Origin of the sequence: Pseudomonas sp. BNK-45 (assembly GCF_047456255.1) — a bacterium.
Taxonomy (GTDB): domain Bacteria; phylum Pseudomonadota; class Gammaproteobacteria; order Pseudomonadales; family Pseudomonadaceae; genus Aquipseudomonas.
This window is the reverse complement of record NZ_CP179909.1, coordinates 4,861,776-4,880,080: the sequence shown is the minus strand read 5'-3', so window position 1 is coordinate 4,880,080 and position 18,305 is coordinate 4,861,776. Positions and strand designations below refer to the sequence as shown.

Annotated in this window: 15 protein-coding genes; 9 read left to right on the top strand and 6 right to left on the bottom strand. The window is 65.0% G+C overall.

The features are described from left to right. Nucleotides 1-607: 607 nt before the first annotated feature. The 7 genes from ACMGG8_RS21860 to msrA all read left to right on the top strand — a co-directional run bounded on the left by ACMGG8_RS21860 (nucleotide 608) and on the right by msrA (nucleotide 9,046). Nucleotides 608-2,098 carry an NCS1 family nucleobase:cation symporter-1 gene (locus ACMGG8_RS21860; RefSeq protein WP_129405551.1) on the top strand — a complete coding sequence of 497 codons (1,491 nt, stop codon included), beginning with the start codon at nucleotides 608-610 and terminating at the stop codon, nucleotides 2,096-2,098. A 173-nt stretch (nucleotides 2,099-2,271) separates the two neighbouring features. After that, entirely contained in the window at nucleotides 2,272-3,549 is a 1,278-nt protein-coding gene (locus tag ACMGG8_RS21855) for a Zn-dependent hydrolase (protein ID WP_414158396.1), read from the top strand. 121 nt (nucleotides 3,550-3,670) lie between these two features. Next, entirely contained in the window at nucleotides 3,671-4,222 is a 552-nt protein-coding gene (locus tag ACMGG8_RS21850) for a hypothetical protein (protein ID WP_231979030.1), read from the top strand. Nucleotides 4,223-4,331: 109 nt separating this feature from the next. Continuing rightward, on the top strand, nucleotides 4,332-5,300 hold the full coding sequence (locus ACMGG8_RS21845) for an aliphatic sulfonate ABC transporter substrate-binding protein (protein WP_414158395.1): 969 nt from the start codon (nucleotides 4,332-4,334) through the stop codon (nucleotides 5,298-5,300). Nucleotides 5,301-5,451: 151 nt separating this feature from the next. Then, nucleotides 5,452-7,533, top strand: coding sequence for an ATP-binding cassette domain-containing protein (locus tag ACMGG8_RS21840; RefSeq protein ID WP_414158394.1), 2,082 nt, complete (start codon nucleotides 5,452-5,454; stop codon nucleotides 7,531-7,533). Then, entirely contained in the window at nucleotides 7,530-8,585 is a 1,056-nt protein-coding gene (locus ACMGG8_RS21835; RefSeq protein ID WP_041117702.1) for a glycine betaine ABC transporter substrate-binding protein, read from the top strand. The genes ACMGG8_RS21840 and ACMGG8_RS21835 overlap by 4 nt, the downstream gene beginning before the upstream one ends. Further along, on the top strand, nucleotides 8,582-9,046 hold the full coding sequence (gene msrA, locus ACMGG8_RS21830) for a peptide-methionine (S)-S-oxide reductase MsrA (RefSeq protein ID WP_414158393.1): 465 nt from the start codon (nucleotides 8,582-8,584) through the stop codon (nucleotides 9,044-9,046). The genes ACMGG8_RS21835 and msrA overlap by 4 nt, the downstream gene beginning before the upstream one ends. A gap of 226 nt (nucleotides 9,047-9,272) precedes the next feature. On the opposite strand, the gene ACMGG8_RS21825 is transcribed toward msrA, so the two are convergent. From ACMGG8_RS21825 to ACMGG8_RS21800, 6 genes are all read right to left on the bottom strand, one after another. Further along, the gene (locus ACMGG8_RS21825) at nucleotides 9,273-9,545 is read right to left on the bottom strand and encodes a hypothetical protein (protein ID WP_414158392.1); all 273 of its coding nucleotides are present in this window, start codon (nucleotides 9,543-9,545) and stop codon (nucleotides 9,273-9,275) included. A gap of 1,080 nt (nucleotides 9,546-10,625) precedes the next feature. After that, nucleotides 10,626-11,033 carry a type II toxin-antitoxin system HicB family antitoxin gene (locus ACMGG8_RS21820; protein ID WP_102864418.1) on the bottom strand — a complete coding sequence of 136 codons (408 nt, stop codon included), beginning with the start codon at nucleotides 11,031-11,033 and terminating at the stop codon, nucleotides 10,626-10,628. Between the two features lie 43 nt (nucleotides 11,034-11,076). Next, a complete protein-coding gene (locus ACMGG8_RS21815) occupies nucleotides 11,077-11,256 on the bottom strand; it encodes a type II toxin-antitoxin system HicA family toxin (protein ID WP_414158391.1) in 180 nt (59 codons plus the stop codon). A 128-nt stretch (nucleotides 11,257-11,384) separates the two neighbouring features. After that, the gene (locus ACMGG8_RS21810) at nucleotides 11,385-12,806 is read right to left on the bottom strand and encodes an efflux transporter outer membrane subunit (protein ID WP_414158390.1); all 1,422 of its coding nucleotides are present in this window, start codon (nucleotides 12,804-12,806) and stop codon (nucleotides 11,385-11,387) included. Next, nucleotides 12,790-13,956: an efflux RND transporter periplasmic adaptor subunit gene (locus ACMGG8_RS21805; RefSeq protein ID WP_060838866.1), complete on the bottom strand. Its 1,167-nt coding sequence runs from the start codon at nucleotides 13,954-13,956 to the stop codon at nucleotides 12,790-12,792. Before ACMGG8_RS21805 ends, ACMGG8_RS21810 begins: the two co-directional genes overlap by 17 nt. Then, nucleotides 13,946-17,167 (bottom strand): efflux RND transporter permease subunit, encoded by a 3,222-nt coding sequence (locus ACMGG8_RS21800; RefSeq protein WP_414158389.1) that lies wholly within the window; start codon nucleotides 17,165-17,167, stop codon nucleotides 13,946-13,948. Before ACMGG8_RS21800 ends, ACMGG8_RS21805 begins: the two co-directional genes overlap by 11 nt. Nucleotides 17,168-17,396: 229 nt before the next feature. Here ACMGG8_RS21800 and ACMGG8_RS21795 point away from each other — a divergent pair, with 229 nt between their 5' ends. After that, nucleotides 17,397-17,801, top strand: a complete 405-nt coding sequence (locus ACMGG8_RS21795) for a hypothetical protein (RefSeq protein WP_108543130.1) — start codon at nucleotides 17,397-17,399, stop codon at nucleotides 17,799-17,801. Nucleotides 17,802-17,834: 33 nt separating this feature from the next. Further along, nucleotides 17,835-18,245 carry a hypothetical protein gene (locus tag ACMGG8_RS21790; protein ID WP_060838869.1) on the top strand — a complete coding sequence of 137 codons (411 nt, stop codon included), beginning with the start codon at nucleotides 17,835-17,837 and terminating at the stop codon, nucleotides 18,243-18,245. Nucleotides 18,246-18,305: the final 60 nt, after the last annotated feature.

Below are 18,305 nucleotides of genomic sequence, written 5' to 3'. Positions count from 1 at the left end.
AGGCATGACCGGCTGTTGCCGGTTCTAACTTTTTTATTGAACGCGCTGATAACTTAACAATCCTGTCAGCTGTGTCAGGATTAGAAGCTAGTCGCAGTTCAAAGAAACAGCAAGATAATTTTTTATAAGCTTATATTCGTTATAAGTTATTGAAAGTAAACGAATAAAAATCAAAATCCGCAAAATGGTGCGCGCCATCACCATTTTGACGCACTTGACAGGATCGAAAAATAGTCGAGATTTCCTATGTCAAATCAGCCGTTTGAGGAGGCGCTGCGAAGAGCAGAAGACAACTAAGAAAATAACCGTGCACTGCTTTGGGTCCTGATCGAACGGACAACTTGCCAAACACCCGGCCTGAGTGAACCGGCAACTAACCGAAGGCTTCAAAGTTGACTGAATAAAACTGAATCACATCAGTTGTTTACATGGATTCCGCACACTGTGCAGTCGCGTACCCGGCAGTAGTTGGCATCGTTATTGAGTGCCGCCGCAGATCGCTGGCCAGGAGGGCGGAAGTCGTAAGTTCTCCGGCCATCGTCCGGCGCACTGTTCCTGGGTGCGCTGGCCTGATGAGCAAAATAATCAAAAGAACAGTGGAGCGGCCATGCAACAGATCAGATCCCAGGTGACCGAGCGCGCCGGCTTGTACGAGCTGGACGCCGGCAGCGACGTACTCGACAGCCCCCGTTACAACCACGACATCGCACCGACCAAGGTCCAGGAGCGCACCTGGAACAAATGGCACATCACCGCGCTGTGGATCGGCATGTCGATCTGCGTGCCCACCTACACCCTGGGCGGGGTGCTCACCGCCTACTTCGGCCTCAGCGTCGGCGAGGCGCTGCTGGCGATCCTCCTGGCGAACATCGTGGTGCTGGTGCCCCTGACCCTCAACGCCTTTGCCGGCACCAAGTACGGCATTCCCTTCCCGGTGCTGCTGCGCTCGTCGTTCGGCATCATCGGCTCCAACGTGCCGTGCCTGATCCGTGCCCTGGTGGCCTGCGGCTGGTTCGGCATCCAGACGATGTTCGGCGGGTTGGCGATCCACCTGTTCCTGGGCTCGATCTTCGAGGGTTGGAAGGCCCTGGGCGGCACCGGCGAGGTGATCGGCTTCATGATCTTCTGGACCCTCAACCTGTGGGTGGTGCTGCGCGGCGCCGAGTCGATCAAGTGGCTGGAAACATTGTCTGCGCCACTGCTGGTGGCAGTGGGCATCGGCCTGCTGGTGTGGGCCTTGCCCAGCGTGTCGCTGACTGAGTTGCTGGCAATCGCGCCCAAGCGTCCCGAGGGCGCCAGCGTCACGGGTTACTTCATGGCCGGGCTCACGGCGATGGTCGGCTTCTGGGCCACCTTGTCGCTGAACATTCCCGACTTCAGCCGCTACGCGAAGAGCCAGAAGGACCAGATCCTCGGGCAGATCTTCGGCCTGCCACTGACCATGTTCCTGTTCGCCGCCCTGGGGGTGGTGATGACCGCCGCCTCGGTGAAGCTGGTGGGGGTCACCGTCTCCGATCCGGTGAGCCTGATCGGCCACATCCAGAGCCCGGGCTGGGTGGCCCTGGCCATGGCGCTGATCATCATCGCCACCTTGTCCACCAACACCGCGGCCAACATCGTCTCGCCCACCAACGACTTCCAGAACCTGGCGCCCAAGCTGATCGGTCGCACCACCGCGGTGATCCTCACCGGCCTGGTGGGGCTGGCGCTGATGGGCCACGAACTGCTGAAAAAGCTCGGCCTGCTGATTTCCGACGTCAGCCTGGAGACCGTGTATTCCAACTGGCTGCTGGGCTACTCCAGCCTGCTGGGGCCGATTGCCGGGATCATGGTGGTGGACTATTTCATCATCAAGAAACAGCGCCTGGACCTGGCCGGCCTGTACCGCGACGACGTCTACCCGGCGTGGAACTGGCACGGCTTCATCGCCTTTGGCGTGCCGGTGGCCCTGACCCTGATGTCCCTGGGCAGCAGCGCCTTCAACTGGTTCTACAGCTACGGCTGGTTCACCGGCTCGGCCCTGGGCGGCTTGATCTACTACGGCCTGTGCAGCCTGCGCAGCCCGCAGGTGGCGACCGTCAAGACCCCGACCCTGTAGGAGCGAGCTTGCTCGCGATGAACGTACAAACAACCCTGTCTCTCTGGGGATTGCGTAACGTCTGCTGGCTAATCGCGAGCAAGCTCGCTCCTGCAGGTGAGCACCGAAACCGCGACATTCAAGACGAGCCCGATCTCGTCAACCACAACCAGATAAAGCCTGAGGGGATCACCATGAACGCTGCCGTCGAGGTTCTGCAATCCAGTCACCTGCACATCAACCGCGACCGCCTGTGGCAGTCGCTCATGCAACTGGCTCAGCTCGGCGCCACGGTCAAGGGCGGGGTCTGCCGTCTGGCCCTGACCGACCTCGATCGCCAGGCCCGCGACCTGTTCGTGAAGTGGTGCGAGGAGGCCGGTTGCACGGTCACGGTGGACGGCATCGGCAACATCTTCGCCCGCCGCCCCGGGCGCAATCCGCAGCTGCCACCGGTGATGACCGGCAGCCATATCGACACCCAGCCCACCGGCGGCAAGTTCGACGGCTGCTTTGGCGTGCTGGCCGGGGTGGAAGTGCTGCGCACCCTCAATGACCTCAAGCTGGAGACCGAGGCGCCCCTGGAAGTGGTGGTGTGGACCAACGAAGAAGGCTCGCGCTTCCCGCCGTGCATGATGGGCTCCGGGGTGTTCGCCGAGAAATTCACCCTAGAGGACACCCTGGCCAAGACCGACGCCGAGGGCGTCAGCGTCGGCGAGGCACTGAACGCCATCGGCTACGCCGGCACGCGCCCGGTCAGCGGGCACCCGGTGGGTGCCTATTTCGAGGCGCACATCGAGCAAGGCCCGATCCTGGAAGACGAGCGCAAGACCATCGGTGTGGTGCTGGGCGCCCTCGGCCAGAAGTGGTTCGACCTCAAGCTGCGGGGTGTCGAAGCCCACGCCGGCCCGACCCCCATGCACCTGCGCAAGGACGCCCTGGTGGGCGCTGCCGCGGTGGTGGCCGCGGTCAACCGTGCGGCCCTGGGGCACCAGCCCCACGCCTGCGGCACCGTCGGCTGCCTGCAAGCCTACCCGGGCTCGCGCAACGTGATTCCGGGGGAGGTGCGCATGACCCTGGACTTCCGCCACCTGGAGCCGGAGCGCCTGGATTCGATGATTGCCGAGGTGCGCCAGGTGATCGACAACACCTGCGAAGAGCACGGCCTGAGCTTCGAACTGACCCCCACCGCGGACTTCCCGCCGCTGTACTTCGACCCGGTGTGTGTCGACGCCGTGCGCGGAGCTGCGCAGGGCTTGGGGTTGTCCCACATGGACATCGTCAGCGGCGCCGGACACGACGCGATCTTCGTCGCCGAGCTGGGCCCGGCGGGGATGATCTTCGTGCCCTGCGAAGGCGGCATCAGCCACAACGAAATCGAGAACGCCGACCCCGACGACCTGGCCGCCGGCTGCGCCGTGCTGCTGCGGGCCATGCTCGCCGCCTCCCAATCCATCGCCCAGCGCCAACCTTAGGAGTCGACCTGCCGGCGAAGGGGCCCGCCAGATGTGGGCCGCCGACGCCTTCGCCGGCAAGGGGCATCGTCAGGTGCTCGACTGGCGTACACTGGCGAACTTTTCGCACGGGATGTCGACTATGCACAGGATGGCGCTTTGTCTGGCCCTGGCTCTGAGCCTGGGGGGCTGTATCGATTACAAATGGGGCCACGACTGGAAGGCCGACAGCCTCGGCGGTTGGCAGGACGCCAGCAAGGGAAGCTATGACCAGGGCACCTCGTTCAAGCTGGCCTGCGGCCCCGAGCCGCTGTATGTGAAGCTGACCTCCGCGCCGTCCCACCACCTGATGTCGCTGCTGTTCATTCCCCTGGTCCCGGCGGCCACCGGCGATGACAACCATCTGAGCATCAACGCCCGCCACCCCAGCCTCTCGGCCTGTTCGGCAGCGCAGAACCCCCTGGTGATCAAACTGGACAACCGGGTGATCAGCCATATCGGCTACGCGGCAGGTGACCAGGCGGGCAGTTGCGAGCTGCGGCTGGACGAGCGCGAGTTGCAGGGCGAACGGGTGTCGATCGAAGTCAATCAGGCCGTGCTGCCTTGCGCCGTGGCACCGCTGACCTTGAAGAAAAACGGCTTCTTCTGCCTGCGCAAAACCGAGTTCGGCGGTTCCAAGCCTTGTGACCGTTAGGGGGGGGCGCTCGCACGAACCTAAGCTAATTCCTAAAAAGTATTTATTTTCGATTTATTAGATCGATTAGCTTTTAGCGACTGTCCTGTCTCCGAGAAGGTTCGCCCCCATGCGCCTGTCCTTTGCTTTGCGTCGTAGCTTGTCGATTACCGCCCTGGCCGGTCTGGCGCTGGGCATGGCCCTCAATGCCCAGGCCGATACCGACCTGCGCATCGGCTACCAGAAATCCTCGACCCTGCTGGCGCTGCTCAAGGCCCAGGGCACCCTGGAAAAACAACTGGCGGGGCAGGGCGTCAACATCACCTGGCACGAGTTCACCAGTGGCCTGCCGCTGGCGGAGTCGCTGAACGTGGGCAACGTCGACATCAGTGCCGATGTCGCCGACACGGTGCCGGTCTTCGCCCAGGCCGCCGGGGCCCAGCTGACCTATTTCGCCACCGAAACCCCATCGCCGGCGGCTCAGTCCATCGTCATCCCCAAGGATTCGCCGCTCAAATCCCTGGCCGACCTCAAGGGCAAGCGCATTGCCGTGACCAAGGCCGCCGGCAGCCATTACCTGCTGATCGCCGCCTTGCGCGAAGCGGGTTTGAGCTTCGCTGATATCCAGCCGGTGTACCTGACCCCGGCCGATGGCCGCGCGGCCCTGGAAACCGCCAAGGTTGATGCCTGGGTCACTTGGGAGCCCTTCGTCGCCAGCGCCCAGCGCCAGCAGGGCGCGCGAGTGCTGCACGACGGCCAGGGGCTGGCCAGTTACCGCCGTTATTACCTGGCCTCCAATGACTACGCCAAGGCCCATCCCGAGGTGCTGAACCAGGTCTTCGCTGAGTTGCAGAAGACCGGCGCCTGGGTCAAGGCGCACCCGAGCGAGGCGGCCAAACTGCTGGGCCCGCTATGGGGCAACCTGGACGTGCCGACGGTAGAGCTGGCCAACAGCCGCCGCACCTACCAGGTGGAAGCGGTCAAGCCCGACGCCCTGGGCGAGCAGCAGAAAATCGCCGATGCCTTCTACCAGGAAAAGCTCTTGCCCAAGCCGGTGGATGCCCGGGCCGTGCAGTTGTGGAGCCCCAAGAAGTTGTGATCGCTGGTTAGATTGCCTTCGCTGGCAAGCCAGCTCCTACATGCACCACGCGATGCCGTTGTAGGAGCCGGCTTGCCGGCGAACAGGTCCCCCCCTTTTTTTCTTGTTCACCGCCGGTTACGCCATCCCGCGCCCGGCGTCAGGAGTTCCCGTGTCTGCCGTTCACCCCCAAGAGGCTTTCGCCGTCTCAGCCTCAGCCGCCACGCCACCGAGCCCCGCCGACGTGGTGCTGGAGTTGCGCAACCTGACCAAGCACTACACCCGCCGCCGTGGCCAGAGCGCGCCGCCAGCGGTGCAGCAGGTCAGCCTCAAGGTGCGCCGTGGCGAAGTGCTGTGCCTGATGGGCACCTCTGGCAGCGGCAAGTCCACCTTGCTGCGGCATATCAACCGGTTGATCGAGCCCAGCAGCGGCGAAGTGCTGATCGACGGTTCGGCCATCAGCCAACTCTCGGCCCAGGAACTGCGTACCCTGCGTTCCCGGCGCATCGGCATGGTCTTCCAGCACTTCGGCCTGCTGCCCCATCGCAGCGTGCGCGACAACGTCGCCTTGCCCCTGGAGCTGCGCGGCGAGCCCGAGGCCCTGCGTCACGCCGCAGCGGATGTGCAACTGCAGGCCATGGGCCTGGAGGGCTGGGGCGAGCACTATCCCCATGAGCTGTCCGGCGGCATGCAGCAGCGGGTCGGGCTGGCCCGGGCGCTGGTCAGCGAGCCGGACATCCTGCTGATGGACGAACCCTTCAGCGCCCTGGACCCGACCATTCGCCGGGATCTGCAAAGCCACTTTCTGCGGGTGGTGCGCGAGCGCGGCATCACCACCTTGCTGGTGACCCACGACCCGGCCGAAGCCCTGCGCCTGGCGGACCGCATTGCCGTGTTGCGCCACGGCCAGCTGATTCAACTGGGCACCCCCGTCGAACTGCTGGAGCAGCCGGCGGATGCCGAAGTGGCGGACTTCTTCCAGGAGCACGGTGCCCGCAGCGCTGCGCCTGCGGTGGCGGCGATTGCCCCGCACCCGCGCGCGACGACCCCGGCTCCGGCCCCGGTCAGCCCCGGGCTGTCCCTGGCCCAGGCCCTGCTGCTGGGGCCCGCGGCCCTGGCCGCCAGCGGTCGCGGTAGCCTGTACTGGCTGGGCTTTGCCCTGGAGCTGGGCGCCGCCGCAGCCTTGGGGCAGGGGCTGGCCACGGCCGGTTTCGCCTGGGGCGCCTTGGCGCTCATCGGCTTGCTGTCCAGCCGCCTGTTGAGTGTGACCCTGGCCCGCCGTCCCAGCCGCCTGGGCCGCTCCGACTGGCGCCTGCCGTGGCTGGTGTTGCTGCTGTCCCAGACCCTGGTGCTGTGGCGGGTACTGGCCGCCGATGCCTCGGGCCCCTGGCTGCAGTTTCCCGCCGACCGCCAAGTGCTGCTGGGCACCGCGGCGGCCATCGACCAGTTGATCGGCTGGTCCCAGGTCACCTTTGAAAGCAGCTTTGTCGGCGTGATAGTCGCCGTGCGCACGGTGATCGAAAGCATCGAAAGCCTGCTGGGCTGGCTGCCCTGGCCGGTGCCGGCCCTGGCCCTGGTGCTGCTGGCCTGGCGCAGCGCCGGCGCCGCCCTGGCCCTGACCAGCGCCGCGGCCTTGCTCTACATCGGCCTGTTCGGCTTCTGGGAACGGACCATCGCCACCCTGGCCCTGGTGGGCTCCTCGGTGCTGATCTCGCTGTTGATCGGCGTGCCGGCCGGCATCCTCCTGGCCAAGCGCGCCCTGGCCCGGCGCCTGATCACTCCCTTGCTGGACGTGATGCAGACCCTGCCGACCTTCGTGTACCTGATCCCGGCGGTGGCGTTCTTCTCGGTGGGCAAGACCCCGGCGGTGATCGCCACGGTGATCTTCGCCCTGGCGCCGATGATCCGCCTTACCGCCCTGGGGATTCAGGAAGTGCCCAAGACCGCCGTCGAAGCGGCCCTGGCCCATGGCGCCACGCCGTGGCAGATCCTGACCAAGGTCGAGTTGCCCCTGGCGGCCGGCTCGCTGCTGCTGGGGATCAACCAGACCCTGGTGATGAGCCTGTCGATGGTGGTGGTGGCGGCGCTGATCGGCGCCGGTGGCCTGGGCTACGACGTGATGACCGCGCTGCGCAACATCAAGGGCGGCGAGGGCATGTTGGCCGGCGCCGCGATCGTGTTCTGCGCGCTGATTCCCGATCGAATCATTCAAGCGACCCTGCGCCAGCGGGATCGCACATTGCATCAATCATGAGGTGTCCCTTGAACAAGTCGTTTACCCGTACCCTTGGCGCCGCCGCGCTGTTGTTGGGTCTGTCCCTGCCGGTGCTGGCCAAGGACAAGATCGTCATTGGCGAGCAGAACTGGACCGGCGCCATCGCCATCCAGAACATCCTCGGCGAAGTGATCAAGAGCCGCCTCGACGGCGACGTTTCCTACCTCGCCGGTGACGTACCGGTGCTGTTTGCTGCTGCCGCCAAGGGCGACGGCTCGGTGGACGTGCTGACCGACATCTGGCTGCCCAACCAGTCCGCCGCCTGGGCCAAGTACGTCACCGGCGGCACCCGCTCCCTGGTGCCCAACAAGCAGCCGTACCTGGGGGTGCAAGGCTTCTACATTCCCGGCTACCTGCAAGATAAATACGGCGTGAAGTCGGTCTACGACCTGCAAAAGCCCGAAGTGGCGAAACTCTTCGAACCCCTGGGCGGCGGCAAGGCCCAACTGCTGGTGGGCCCGGCGGGCTGGGAGTCGACCTACATCGGCCAGATCAAGGCCAAGGATTTTGGCTTTGCCGATAAATTCGAATCGGTGTCCACCGAAGCCTCGGTGACCTACGCCAAGCTCGCCGCGGCCTACAAGGCCCAGCGCGGCGTGGTGTTCTACGCCTACACCCCGGACTGGATCTTCTCCGCCTTCGACCTGCGCCGCCTGGATGAACCGGCGTTCGACGGCTACGCCCAGGACAACAAGAAGGGCGACCCGCTGTACAAGGCCGACGGCTGCTGGAAATTCATCAGCCCCACGGTGGATGCCGACTGGCTGAGCAAGAGCAAGATCACCTGCGCCTACCCGGATGCCCGGGTCTATGTCCTGGCGTCCAGCGCTTTGCAAAAACGCGCACCACGGATCGCCGCGTTCCTGGAGAACTTCAGCATCGAACCCCAGGCCTTGAATGACCTGATCCTCAAGATCGAAAAGGAACAGCAACCGGCGGCGCAGGCGGCCAAGGAGTGGGTCGCCGCGCACCCGCAGATCGTTGATGGCTGGCTGGGTGCCAGCGGTGAAAAAGTGGGAGTGGCGCAATGAGTAGGGCGCCGGTGAACAGCCTCGAGCAAGCGACCTTCGGCGCCGGCTGCTTCTGGGGCGCGGAAGCCGCGTTCCGGGCGCTGCCGGGGGTCATCGACAGCCGCGTCGGCTACGCCGTGGAAGCGGCGGATGAAGCCTTGCAGATAGAAGTGGTGCAGGTGGATTTCGACCCGCAGGTGCTGACCTATACCCGCCTGATCGAACACTTCTGGGGCCTGCACGATCCCACTTCGGTGGATCGCCAGGGCGAACATGGCGGGGTGAAATATCGCTCGGCGATCTTCCACACCAACGCTGTGCAGGCCGCACAGGCGAGGGCGGCCAAGACCGCCCTGCAAGACTCCGGACGCCTCAACAAACCCGTGGCCACGGTGATCGTGCCCCTGGGCCGCTTCGAACTGGCGGATGAAGCGCACCAGCGTTACCTGGAGAAGAATGGCCTGAGCACTTGCCATATCTAGAAGCTGCAAGCTGCAAGCTGCAAGCTGCAAGCCGCAAGCTACAAGCTTGGAGCTTGGAGCTTGGAGCTTGGAGTCTTAGTTGCTGCCTGCTCTTCGTGGCGAGGGAGCTTGCTCCCGCTGGGCTGCGCAGCGGCCCCAAACTCTGATGACGCGGTGCATCAGGATGTATGGGGTTGAGGCCCAATCGGGAGCAAGCTCCCTCGCCACAGGTCCGCGAATAGGGTTGCTACGCGACTCGCCACTGAATCACTTCCAGCACTGCGCAGCCTTCTCGTGTCAGCAGGTGCACGCCACGGGTGATGCGGGTCAGGTCGCAATCGCTGATGTCTTTCAGTTCCAGGGTGGAGAGGCTGTCCATCAGGTCGCGGACCACGGTGAAGCGGTGGGCGGCGATGCTGGCCAGGTCGCTCAAGGGGGCTTGGGTGTCGAGGTAGAACACCGGGTGTTCGGTATCGTGGGTGTCGATGGGGGTGAAGCGGGGGAGGTGATGGTCAGTCATAGGTACGGCTCCTGCTTATAGAGCAATCGCCTTTGTTGCCGACCGAGTGGGCTGGGGCAGTGGTGCGCGAGCAGGCTTGCCGGGGATAGGGCTGCAGCACATGTCTGGTGGCCGGATCTGAAGGGGACATATCCGTTGCTGCGGGTGCGGCCACTTAGGGTTTCGCCCTTACGGCGAGTCCCTTTTTTTCAAACGCCAAAAAAAGGAACCAAAAAACGCTTGCCCCTCCATGGGCCCCTCGCTGGGGCTCGGGGTTCCCTCTCTCCGGCATTGCTCCGGGGGCCCGCCACCAACCGGCCATCCATGGCCGGGTGGCGGCTAGCTCGGCATCCCTGCCGAGCTGCCCCCTACGCAACGCCTACGCTCGGCCGGCTGGGAAGGGGCCGGAAGATCAAGATCAAGATCAAGATCAAAAGCCAAGGTGCGCAGGCTGGCTCCTTGTAGCCGCTGCCGAAGGCTGCGAACGAGCGCTCGCGCTCGCAAAACCAGGCGGCGCGGTAGTTCAGGAACATTGGGGAGGCAGGTTTAGCGTCTCCTGCGGAGCCGGTCGCAGCCTTCGGCAGCGGCTACATGTAACGCGAACGGCAATGAAACAGGCCGGCCGGCAGGCCGCCGTCAGATTTTGATCTTGCTTTTGATTTTGATCTGAACGCCCCCTTAACCACGATGGCCGAACGCAGGCATTGAGCCGTGGGTAACCCGGCAGGGATGCCGGGTTAGCCGCACTGGGCCATGGATGGCCCATTGCGGCGGCCCACGGATCAATGCCGGAGTTCGGGCATGCCGAGCCTAGGCGAGGCACCGAGTGGAGGGGCAGGAGCCTTTGGTTACTTTGGGCTGGCCGGCATTCCGGGTTTCAAAGTGACTCGCTGTAAGAGCGAAACCGCCAGTGGCCGTGACCGCAGCAACGGATATGTACCCAGAACTCGCGGTAAGGGCGAGTGACTTTGGCAAAGCCGGAATGCCGGTCCAGCTCAAAATAACCAAAGGGTTCCTGCCCCTGCATCCGGCGCCTCGCTCCGGCCTCCTGAAGGGAGAGCAAAGCCAAAGCCTGAACCCTCACCCTTTCAATCAAAACCCTCAAACGCCCTGCAAGACCCTCAACGCAGCCTGAGCCAAAAAGCCCGATCGGCTTTTCTGTTCCGGATGATGTTTCACATATTCATCAATTCGATTCAGCAAATAGCCCGGCAGGGTGATGTTGAGTTTTTCCGCCTTGCCCATGTAGCGAGTGATGTCGATATCAATCACGGCCCAAGTGCAGCCTTGATACTGGGGATTGGCGGCGTGGAGGGTCACTGTGCGCGCGGTGGGAATGGCTGCTCCTTCTTCGGCCAGTAATTCCAGGTGGCCTTCGATGGCTTCGCGGGCCATGGCCATGGCGTCGTCGAGGTCGTCGCCGGCGGAGAAGCAGCCAGGAATATCGGGTACTTCCACACCCCAGGCGTGTTGGTCGTCACCGGGGAGAATGGCAATGGGATAGAGCATGGACTGATCCTCCTTCGGACCTGGGAGCCTTGAGCCTGGGTGGTTAGAGCCGGGCTTGTTTCAATATGCTGCTTACCGTTTTGGCCAGTAGATCTTTTTTAGGATGGGGAATGGTGACCAGGCCTGGCTTGGTTGGGTGTTTGAAGTGGTGGTGACAGCCCTTGACCCTGACCAGATACCAACCATCTGCTTCGATCTGGGCGATGAGTTGCCGGATGTTCACATCACTTTCAACTCCCTGTCGTGGTGGTGGGTATGATAACTACTTTTTTCCGCTCAACACGATCAGCAACGGTTGGCGACTCATCGGGCGAGGCGGCAAACCTCAAGCTTTTAGCTTGCCGCTTGCCGCTACAAACTTGCCGCTGACACTCCTCCACCTAACGCCACCACCAACCCCACACTGGCCTGCAACTCCCGGGTCTGCAGCGCCTGCAACCCCCGTTGTGCCTGCAAGGCTGCAGTCTGCGCCGTCACCACATCCAGGTAACTCACCGCCCCGGCCTGATAGCTGTTCATGGCCAAGGTCTGGGTATGCAGCGCCGCATTCACCGCTGCCTGCTGATCCAGCGCTTCCTGGTGCAAGTCCCGCAGTTGCCCGAGGTTGTCCTCCACCTCGCGCACCGCTCGCAGCACTTGCCCACGGTAATGGGCGGCGGCTTCTTCGAACTCGGCATGGGCCTGACGCTCATTGGCGCTCAGCCGCCCGCCATCGAAGATCGGCAGGTTCATCAGGGGGCCCAGGGCCCAATAGCGATTGCCCGCCGCCAGCAGGTTGCCCACGCCCTGGGTCTGCCCGCCGAGCATGCCGGTCAGGCTGAAATCCGGGTACCAGGCGGCGCGGGCGATGCCGATGCCGGCATTGGCGGCGTACACCCGGCGTTCGGCGGCGGCAATGTCGGGTCGGCGTTGCAGCAGGGTGCTGGGCAGTTGCTGGGGAATACTCGGCAGGCTCAGCAGCCGCGAAGAGGGCGCCAGGCTGAAGCGGCTGGCCGGTTCGCCCACCAGTTCGCCAATCGCATGTTCGGTGAGGTTGCGCTGGGCGCGCACTTCGTCCAGTTCCGCCTCGGCGCTGGCCAGTTGGCTCTGGGCCCGGGTCAGGTCCAGTTCCGAGGCGATCTGCCCCTGATAGCGGTCGCGGGTCAGTTGCAGGGCCTGAGCGTAATCCTCCAGGGAACGGCTCAGGATCCGGCTCTGGGCGTCCAGGCCATTGAGTTGCACATACAGGCTTGCCAGCTGTTTTTGCAGGCTCAGGCGCGCCGCCGCCAGGTCGTCGCCGGAGGCCTGGGCCTGGGCGTCGCCGGCTGCGGCTTGATTGCGGATCCGGCCCCAGAGGTCGAGGTCGAAGCTCAGGGCAAAACCGGCGCTGTTGCTGTTGTAGATCGACGGTTGCGTGCTGCCGCGCAGGGGGCGGCTGTCCGACTGGCGCTGGCGCAACGGCTGGGCGCTGGCGCTGATCTGCGGGAACAGCCCGGCATGCAGTTGGCTGGCGTAGGCCTGGGCGCCGTCGTAGTGGGCCAGGGCCGCCGCCAGATCCGGGTTGGCTCGGAGCAGGCGTTGTTGCAGGTCATCCAACTGCGGGTCCTGGTACAGCCGCCACCAGTGCTCGGCGAGGCTCTGGGGCGCGGCGGCCGGGTGCCAGGGGCCGTCGCTGCTCTGTTCGCGGTAGTGCGCCGGCAGGTCGATGGCCGGCACCTGGTAATGGGGCGCCAGGGAGCAGCCGTGCAGGGCCAGCACCAGCAGGGCGGCGAGGGGCTTAAGCCTTGGGCGCATGCTCACCTCCGGCGTCGGCCAGTTGCACCAGGTCACCTTCGCGCAGGGCGTCCGGCGGGTTGTCGATGACGTGATCGCTGGCTTGCAGGCCCTGGTCGATCACCAGTCGCTCGCCCAGGTCCAGGCCAATATGGATGCTGCGCAGGTGCACGCGTTTTGCACTGTCGATCACCGCCACTTGGGTGCCCTGGGCACGGAAGATCAGCGCGCTGGCGGGGATGCTCACGCCGTGGGTGTCGGCAGGAATCGCCAGGGTGGCTTCGGCATAGTCGCCGGGCAGCAATGCGCCGTCGGGGTTGGCGGCGACGAACTGCGCCAGCAGGGTGCCGGAGCGCGGGTCGATGGCGGTGGAGTCGCCCACCAGTTGTGCGCTGAAGTGCTGGCCCGGGTGCTCGGGCACGGTCAGTTGCGCTTGCAGGCCGGGGCGGATCACGCTGGCGTAGTTCTGCGGAATCGGCACGTATAGCCGTAGTTTGTGGGTGTCCGCCAGGTCGAACAGCTCCGGGTCGCTGTCGTTGTCGGCCTTGATCAACTGGCCGATGTCGGTGTGGCGGGCGGTGATGGTGCCGGCGAAGGGCGCGCGAATGGTCTTGTAGTCTTCCAGCGCCGTGAGCCGTGCGTAGTCGGCGGCGGCTGCCTGGGCATTGGCCTTGGCCGCGGCGGCGTTGGAGCTTTTTTCATCGGCCTCCTGACGCGACACCGAGTGGCTGGCCAAAAGGTGCTGCCAGCGCTCGGCGGTGGTCTGCGCCAGCCTTGCATTGGCCTGCTGCTGGATCATCCGCGCCCGGGCCTGGGCCACTTGCTGGTCCAGGTCGGGGCTGTCGATATGGGCCAGTACCTGCCCGGCGGCCACCTTGGCGCCGATGTCCTGGCTCCAGTCCTTGAGGTAGCCGCTGACCCGGGCGTGGATCGGCGCCTTGCTCCAGGCTTCCAGGTGCGCCGGCAGGCGCAGGGTGTCGCCCAGCAGGTTGTGCTGCGGCTGGAACACCAGCACCTGCGGCACGGCGGCGGTTTCGGTCCAGGCGACCACGGCCCGTTCATGTCGGGTGCGCGCCGCCAGGCCGCTGGCGACCAGCAGCGCGGCCAGGCTCAGGCCGCCGATGCCCAGGAGCATCAGGCGTTTGCGCGAAGGGGTGTGATCAGGCGACATGGGTGTTTTCTCCAACGACAGCGGATTGGGGGTGACGGCCGTGGACCAGGCTGAAGACCACGGGGACAAAGATCAGGGTGGCGACGGTGGCGAGCAGCAACCCGCCGATCACCGCGCGGCCCAGGGGCGCGTTCTGTTCCTCGGACAGGGCCAGGGGCAGCATGCCGATGATCATCGCCAGGGCGGTCATGCACACCGGGCGAAAGCGCGTGTAGCCGGCTTCCAGGGCGGCCTTGAGGGCGTCGCCATGTGCCGCCAGGCGCTCGCGGCAGAAGCTCACCACCAGGATCGAGTTGGCGGTAGCCACCCCCATGCACAGGATGGCCCCGGTCAGCGCCGGCACCGACAGCGAGGTGCCGCTCAGGAACAGCATCCAGACGATCCCGGCCAGGGCCGCCGGCAGGGCGGTGATGATCACGAACGGATCGACCCAGGACTGGAAGTTGACCACGATCAGCAGGTAGATCAGCACCACCGCCCCCAGCAGGCCCAGGCTCAGGCCGCTGAAGGCTTCGTGCAGGGCGTCGATCTGCCCATGCAGGCTGACCGTGGCGCCCTTGGGCCGCAGGGCCGCGGCGTCGTCCAAGACCCTTTGCATGTCGTGGGCCACGGCGCCGAGGTCGCGCCCCTGCACGTTGGCGTACAGGTCCAGGGTGGGCTGGATGTTGTAGTGGCTGACCACCGCCGGGCTCTCGACCCGGGAGATGTCCGCCAGGCCGCCGAGGATCTGCGACTGGCCGTTGCTGCCGGTGACCGGCAGCGCCTCCAGGGCCGGCAGGCTGTCCAGGCGGTACTGCGGGGTGGCGGCGACGATGGAGTAGGACACGCCGTTCTTCGGGTTGAGCCAGAAGGTCGGCGCCACCTGGGAGCTGCCGGCGAGCGAGGCCACCATGCTGTTGGTCACGTCGCGCTCGGTGATGCCCAGGCCGTTGGCCCGCAGGCGGTCGACCTTGACCTGCAAGGACGGGTAGCCGGTGGACTGCTGGATGCGCAGGTCGGCGATGCCCGGTACATGTTGCAGGCGCCGTTGCAGTTCCAGGGCGAAGGCGCGGTTGGCTTCGGCGTTGGGCCCGGAGATTTTCACGTCCAGCGGGGCCGGGGCGCCGAAGTTGAGGATCTGGCTGCTGATGTCCGCTGGCAGGAAGGCGAACTGACTGCCGGGGAAGCTTTCCGGCAGTGCTTCGCGCAGCTGTTTCACGTAGTCGGCGCTGGGCGCGTGGCCGGGCTTGAGGGTGACCTGGATATCGCCATCCTGGGGGCCGATGGTGCCGCTGTTGCTGTAGGCCATGTCGATGCCGCTCAGGGGGATGCCGATGTTGTCGATGATGCTGTCCAGTTGCTCGGCCGGGATCACTTCGCGAATCCGCGCTTCGATGCGGTCGAAGGCCGCCGCGCTTTCCTCGATCCGCGTGCCCAGGGGCAGGCGCACGTGCAGGGCCAGGGCCCCGGCGTCGGTGGCGGGGAAGAAGTCCTGGCCCAGGCTCGGCAGCAGGGCGAAGGAGGCCAGTACGCAGGCCAGGAAGCCGAGGACGAAGGTCTTGCGCCGGCCCAGGGCCAGGTGCAGCAGGCCGTGGTAGGTGTCGCGCACGTTGGAGAAGCGCGCCTCGAAACCCTGCTGCAAGGCCAGCAGCCCGCGCACCAGGGCGCTGCGCGGCTTGGCGTGCTGTTCGCCTTCGTGGTGGTTGATGAAGGCGTCTTCCGGGTGATGCCCGGGCCCGGCTTCCGGCGCGTGGGGCTTGAGCAGGTACAGGGCCAGTGTGGGCACCAGGGTCCGAGAAAGGATGAACGAGCTGGCCATGGCGAAGATCACCGCCAGGGCCATGGGCCGGAACAGGTAACCGGCGATGCCCTGCAGCAGGAACATCGGCACGAAGACGATGCAGATGCACAGCAGCGAGACGAAGGCCGGGCCGACGATCTGCTTGGCGCCGTCGAGGATCGCCTGCTTCACCGCCTTGCCCTGTTCCAGGTGCCAGTTGATGTTTTCGATGGTCACCGTGGCGTCGTCCACCAGGATCCCCACCGCCAGGGCCAGGCCGCCCAGGGTCATGACGTTGAGGGTCTGGCCGCTGAGCGCCAGCAGGGCAATCGCGGAAAGCACCGCCAGGGGAATCGAGGCGGCGATGATCAATGTCGAGCGCCAGCTACCGAGGAACAGCAGGATCATCGCGCTGGTCAGTAGGGCGGCGATGATGCCTTCCCGGGCCACGCTGCCCACCGATTGCTTGACGAACACCGAGGCGTCCCCCAGCAGCGAAGTCTTCAGCGCCGGCGGCAGGGTTTCGTTGATCCGCGGCAGCATCTGGCGGATGCCGTCGACGATCGACAGGGTGGAGATGTTGCCGTTCTTCAGCGCTGGCATCAGCACCGCGCGGCGTCCGTCGACCCGCACGATATTGGTCTGCGGCGGCGAGCCGTCGCGCACGTGGGCCACCTGGCCGATGGTGATCAGCGCACCGTCCACGGTCTTGATCGGCAGGTCGTTGAGCTCGTCGATGGCGGTCGGGCTGTTGTTCAGCAGCACTGTGTATTCATCGCCGCCGAGCTTGGCGGTGCCCACCGGGATGATCTGGTTCTGCGCCGCCAGGGCATTGCCCACGTCCTGGGCCGACAGGCCCTTGGCGGCCAGGGCTTGCGGGTCCAGGTCGAGGGTGATCTGGCGCTGCTTGCCGCCCATGGGCGTGGGCATGGCCAGCCCCGGCAGCGAGCTCAGGGGCAGGCGGATGTTGTTCTGCACCAGGTCGCGGATCTTCGCCTCCGACAGGGTCGGGCTGGAAAACGCCAGCTGCAGGATCGGCACCGTCGAGGCGCTGTAGTTGAGGATCAGCGGCGGGGTGATGCCCGGCGGCATCTGCTTGAGCACGGTTTGTGACACCGCTGTCACCTGGGCGTTGGCGGTGCGGATATCGACCCCGGGCTGGAAGAAGATCTTGACGATGCCCATGCCCGGCAGCGACTGCGATTCGATGTGCTCGATGTCGTTGACCGTGGTGCTCAGGGAGCGCTCGTAGGTGTAGATCACCCGGCCGGCCATGGCGTCCGGCGACAGGCCGTTGTACTGCCAGACCACCGCCACCACCGGGATGCCGATGTCGGGAAACACGTCGGTGGGGGTACGCAGGGCCGCCAGGGGCCCGATGATGCAGATGAATATCGCCAGCACGATGAACGTGTAGGGCTTGAGCAGTGCGGTCTTGACCAGCCCGAGCATGCCGAAAACCTCCGAGGGAGTGGGATTGCAAACCTCGGCAGCCTGCAGCGACCCACCTAACACGCGGCTTTCAGCCAGGTGAAGGAAGTTTTAGGTAAGGCCTGAATTTCCTTTCATGTGGATTCATTTGTTCTCGCGCCCGGGCCTCGACAAGCTTGATGACCATCGACGCAGCCGATTTTTTCCGGCCGGCGTCGCACCTGTTTCTGTCACTTGCGAGGTTTTTTTCATGTCCCTCAAACCGCTGTTGCTGCTGCCGGGCCTGGGCCTGGCGTGCCTGCTCTCGGCCTGTGCCGGGCCCGTGCCCAAGGCCGATCCGCAGCAGGCCTGGATCGATCTTTCCGCGGAGTCGCCCAACGATTTGCTGGCCGACAGCGTCGACGGCAAGCGCCTGAATGATGGCCGCTACTTCCAGGTCAGCCCGGGCCAGCACCGCTTGCAGATGGCCCTGTTGCAAGGGGCCAACGGCAACTCGGCGCAGCCCGAGTGCCTGGGACGCCTGGACTACGCAGGGTTCAAGGCGGGTGGGCATTACCAACTGCTGGAGTCGAGCCAGGGCCAGGACGTGAGCGTCGCCCTGGTGGATGCCCAGGGCCGGCCAGTGGCCCGGAGCCAGCCGTTCAGTTGCCTGTAAACGCCTTTTTTTCGACTGTCGAGGTACTGCGTCATGACATTTAAACCGCTGCTGCTGATTCCTGCCCTGGGCCTGGTGTGCCTGCTGTCTGCCTGCGCTGGCCCCATGCCCCAGCCCGACCCCAGCGAGGCCTGGATCGGCTTGCAGGAAGAGGGTTCCAACGACCTGATGGCCGAACGGGTGGATGGGCACAAGGTCGACGACGGGCGTTATTTTCAGGTCAAGCCCGGCACTCATCGCCTGGACGTGACCCTGTTTGAAGAGAGCGTCGGTGATTCCAACCAGCAAGACTGCAACGGCCACCTCAGCTACAGCGGCTTCAAGGCCGGCGAGCATTACAAACTGGTGGAGTCGAGCCTGGGCAGCGAGGTGTCGGCGCGCTTGTATGACGCCCAGGGCAAGCAGGTGGCCAGCACCCACGACTTCAGTTGCATGCCCGGCTGACGGGGCTGTTTAACGCGCGCAAATCAGGACGTTTCGCTCAACACAAAGAGACAGGCCTGA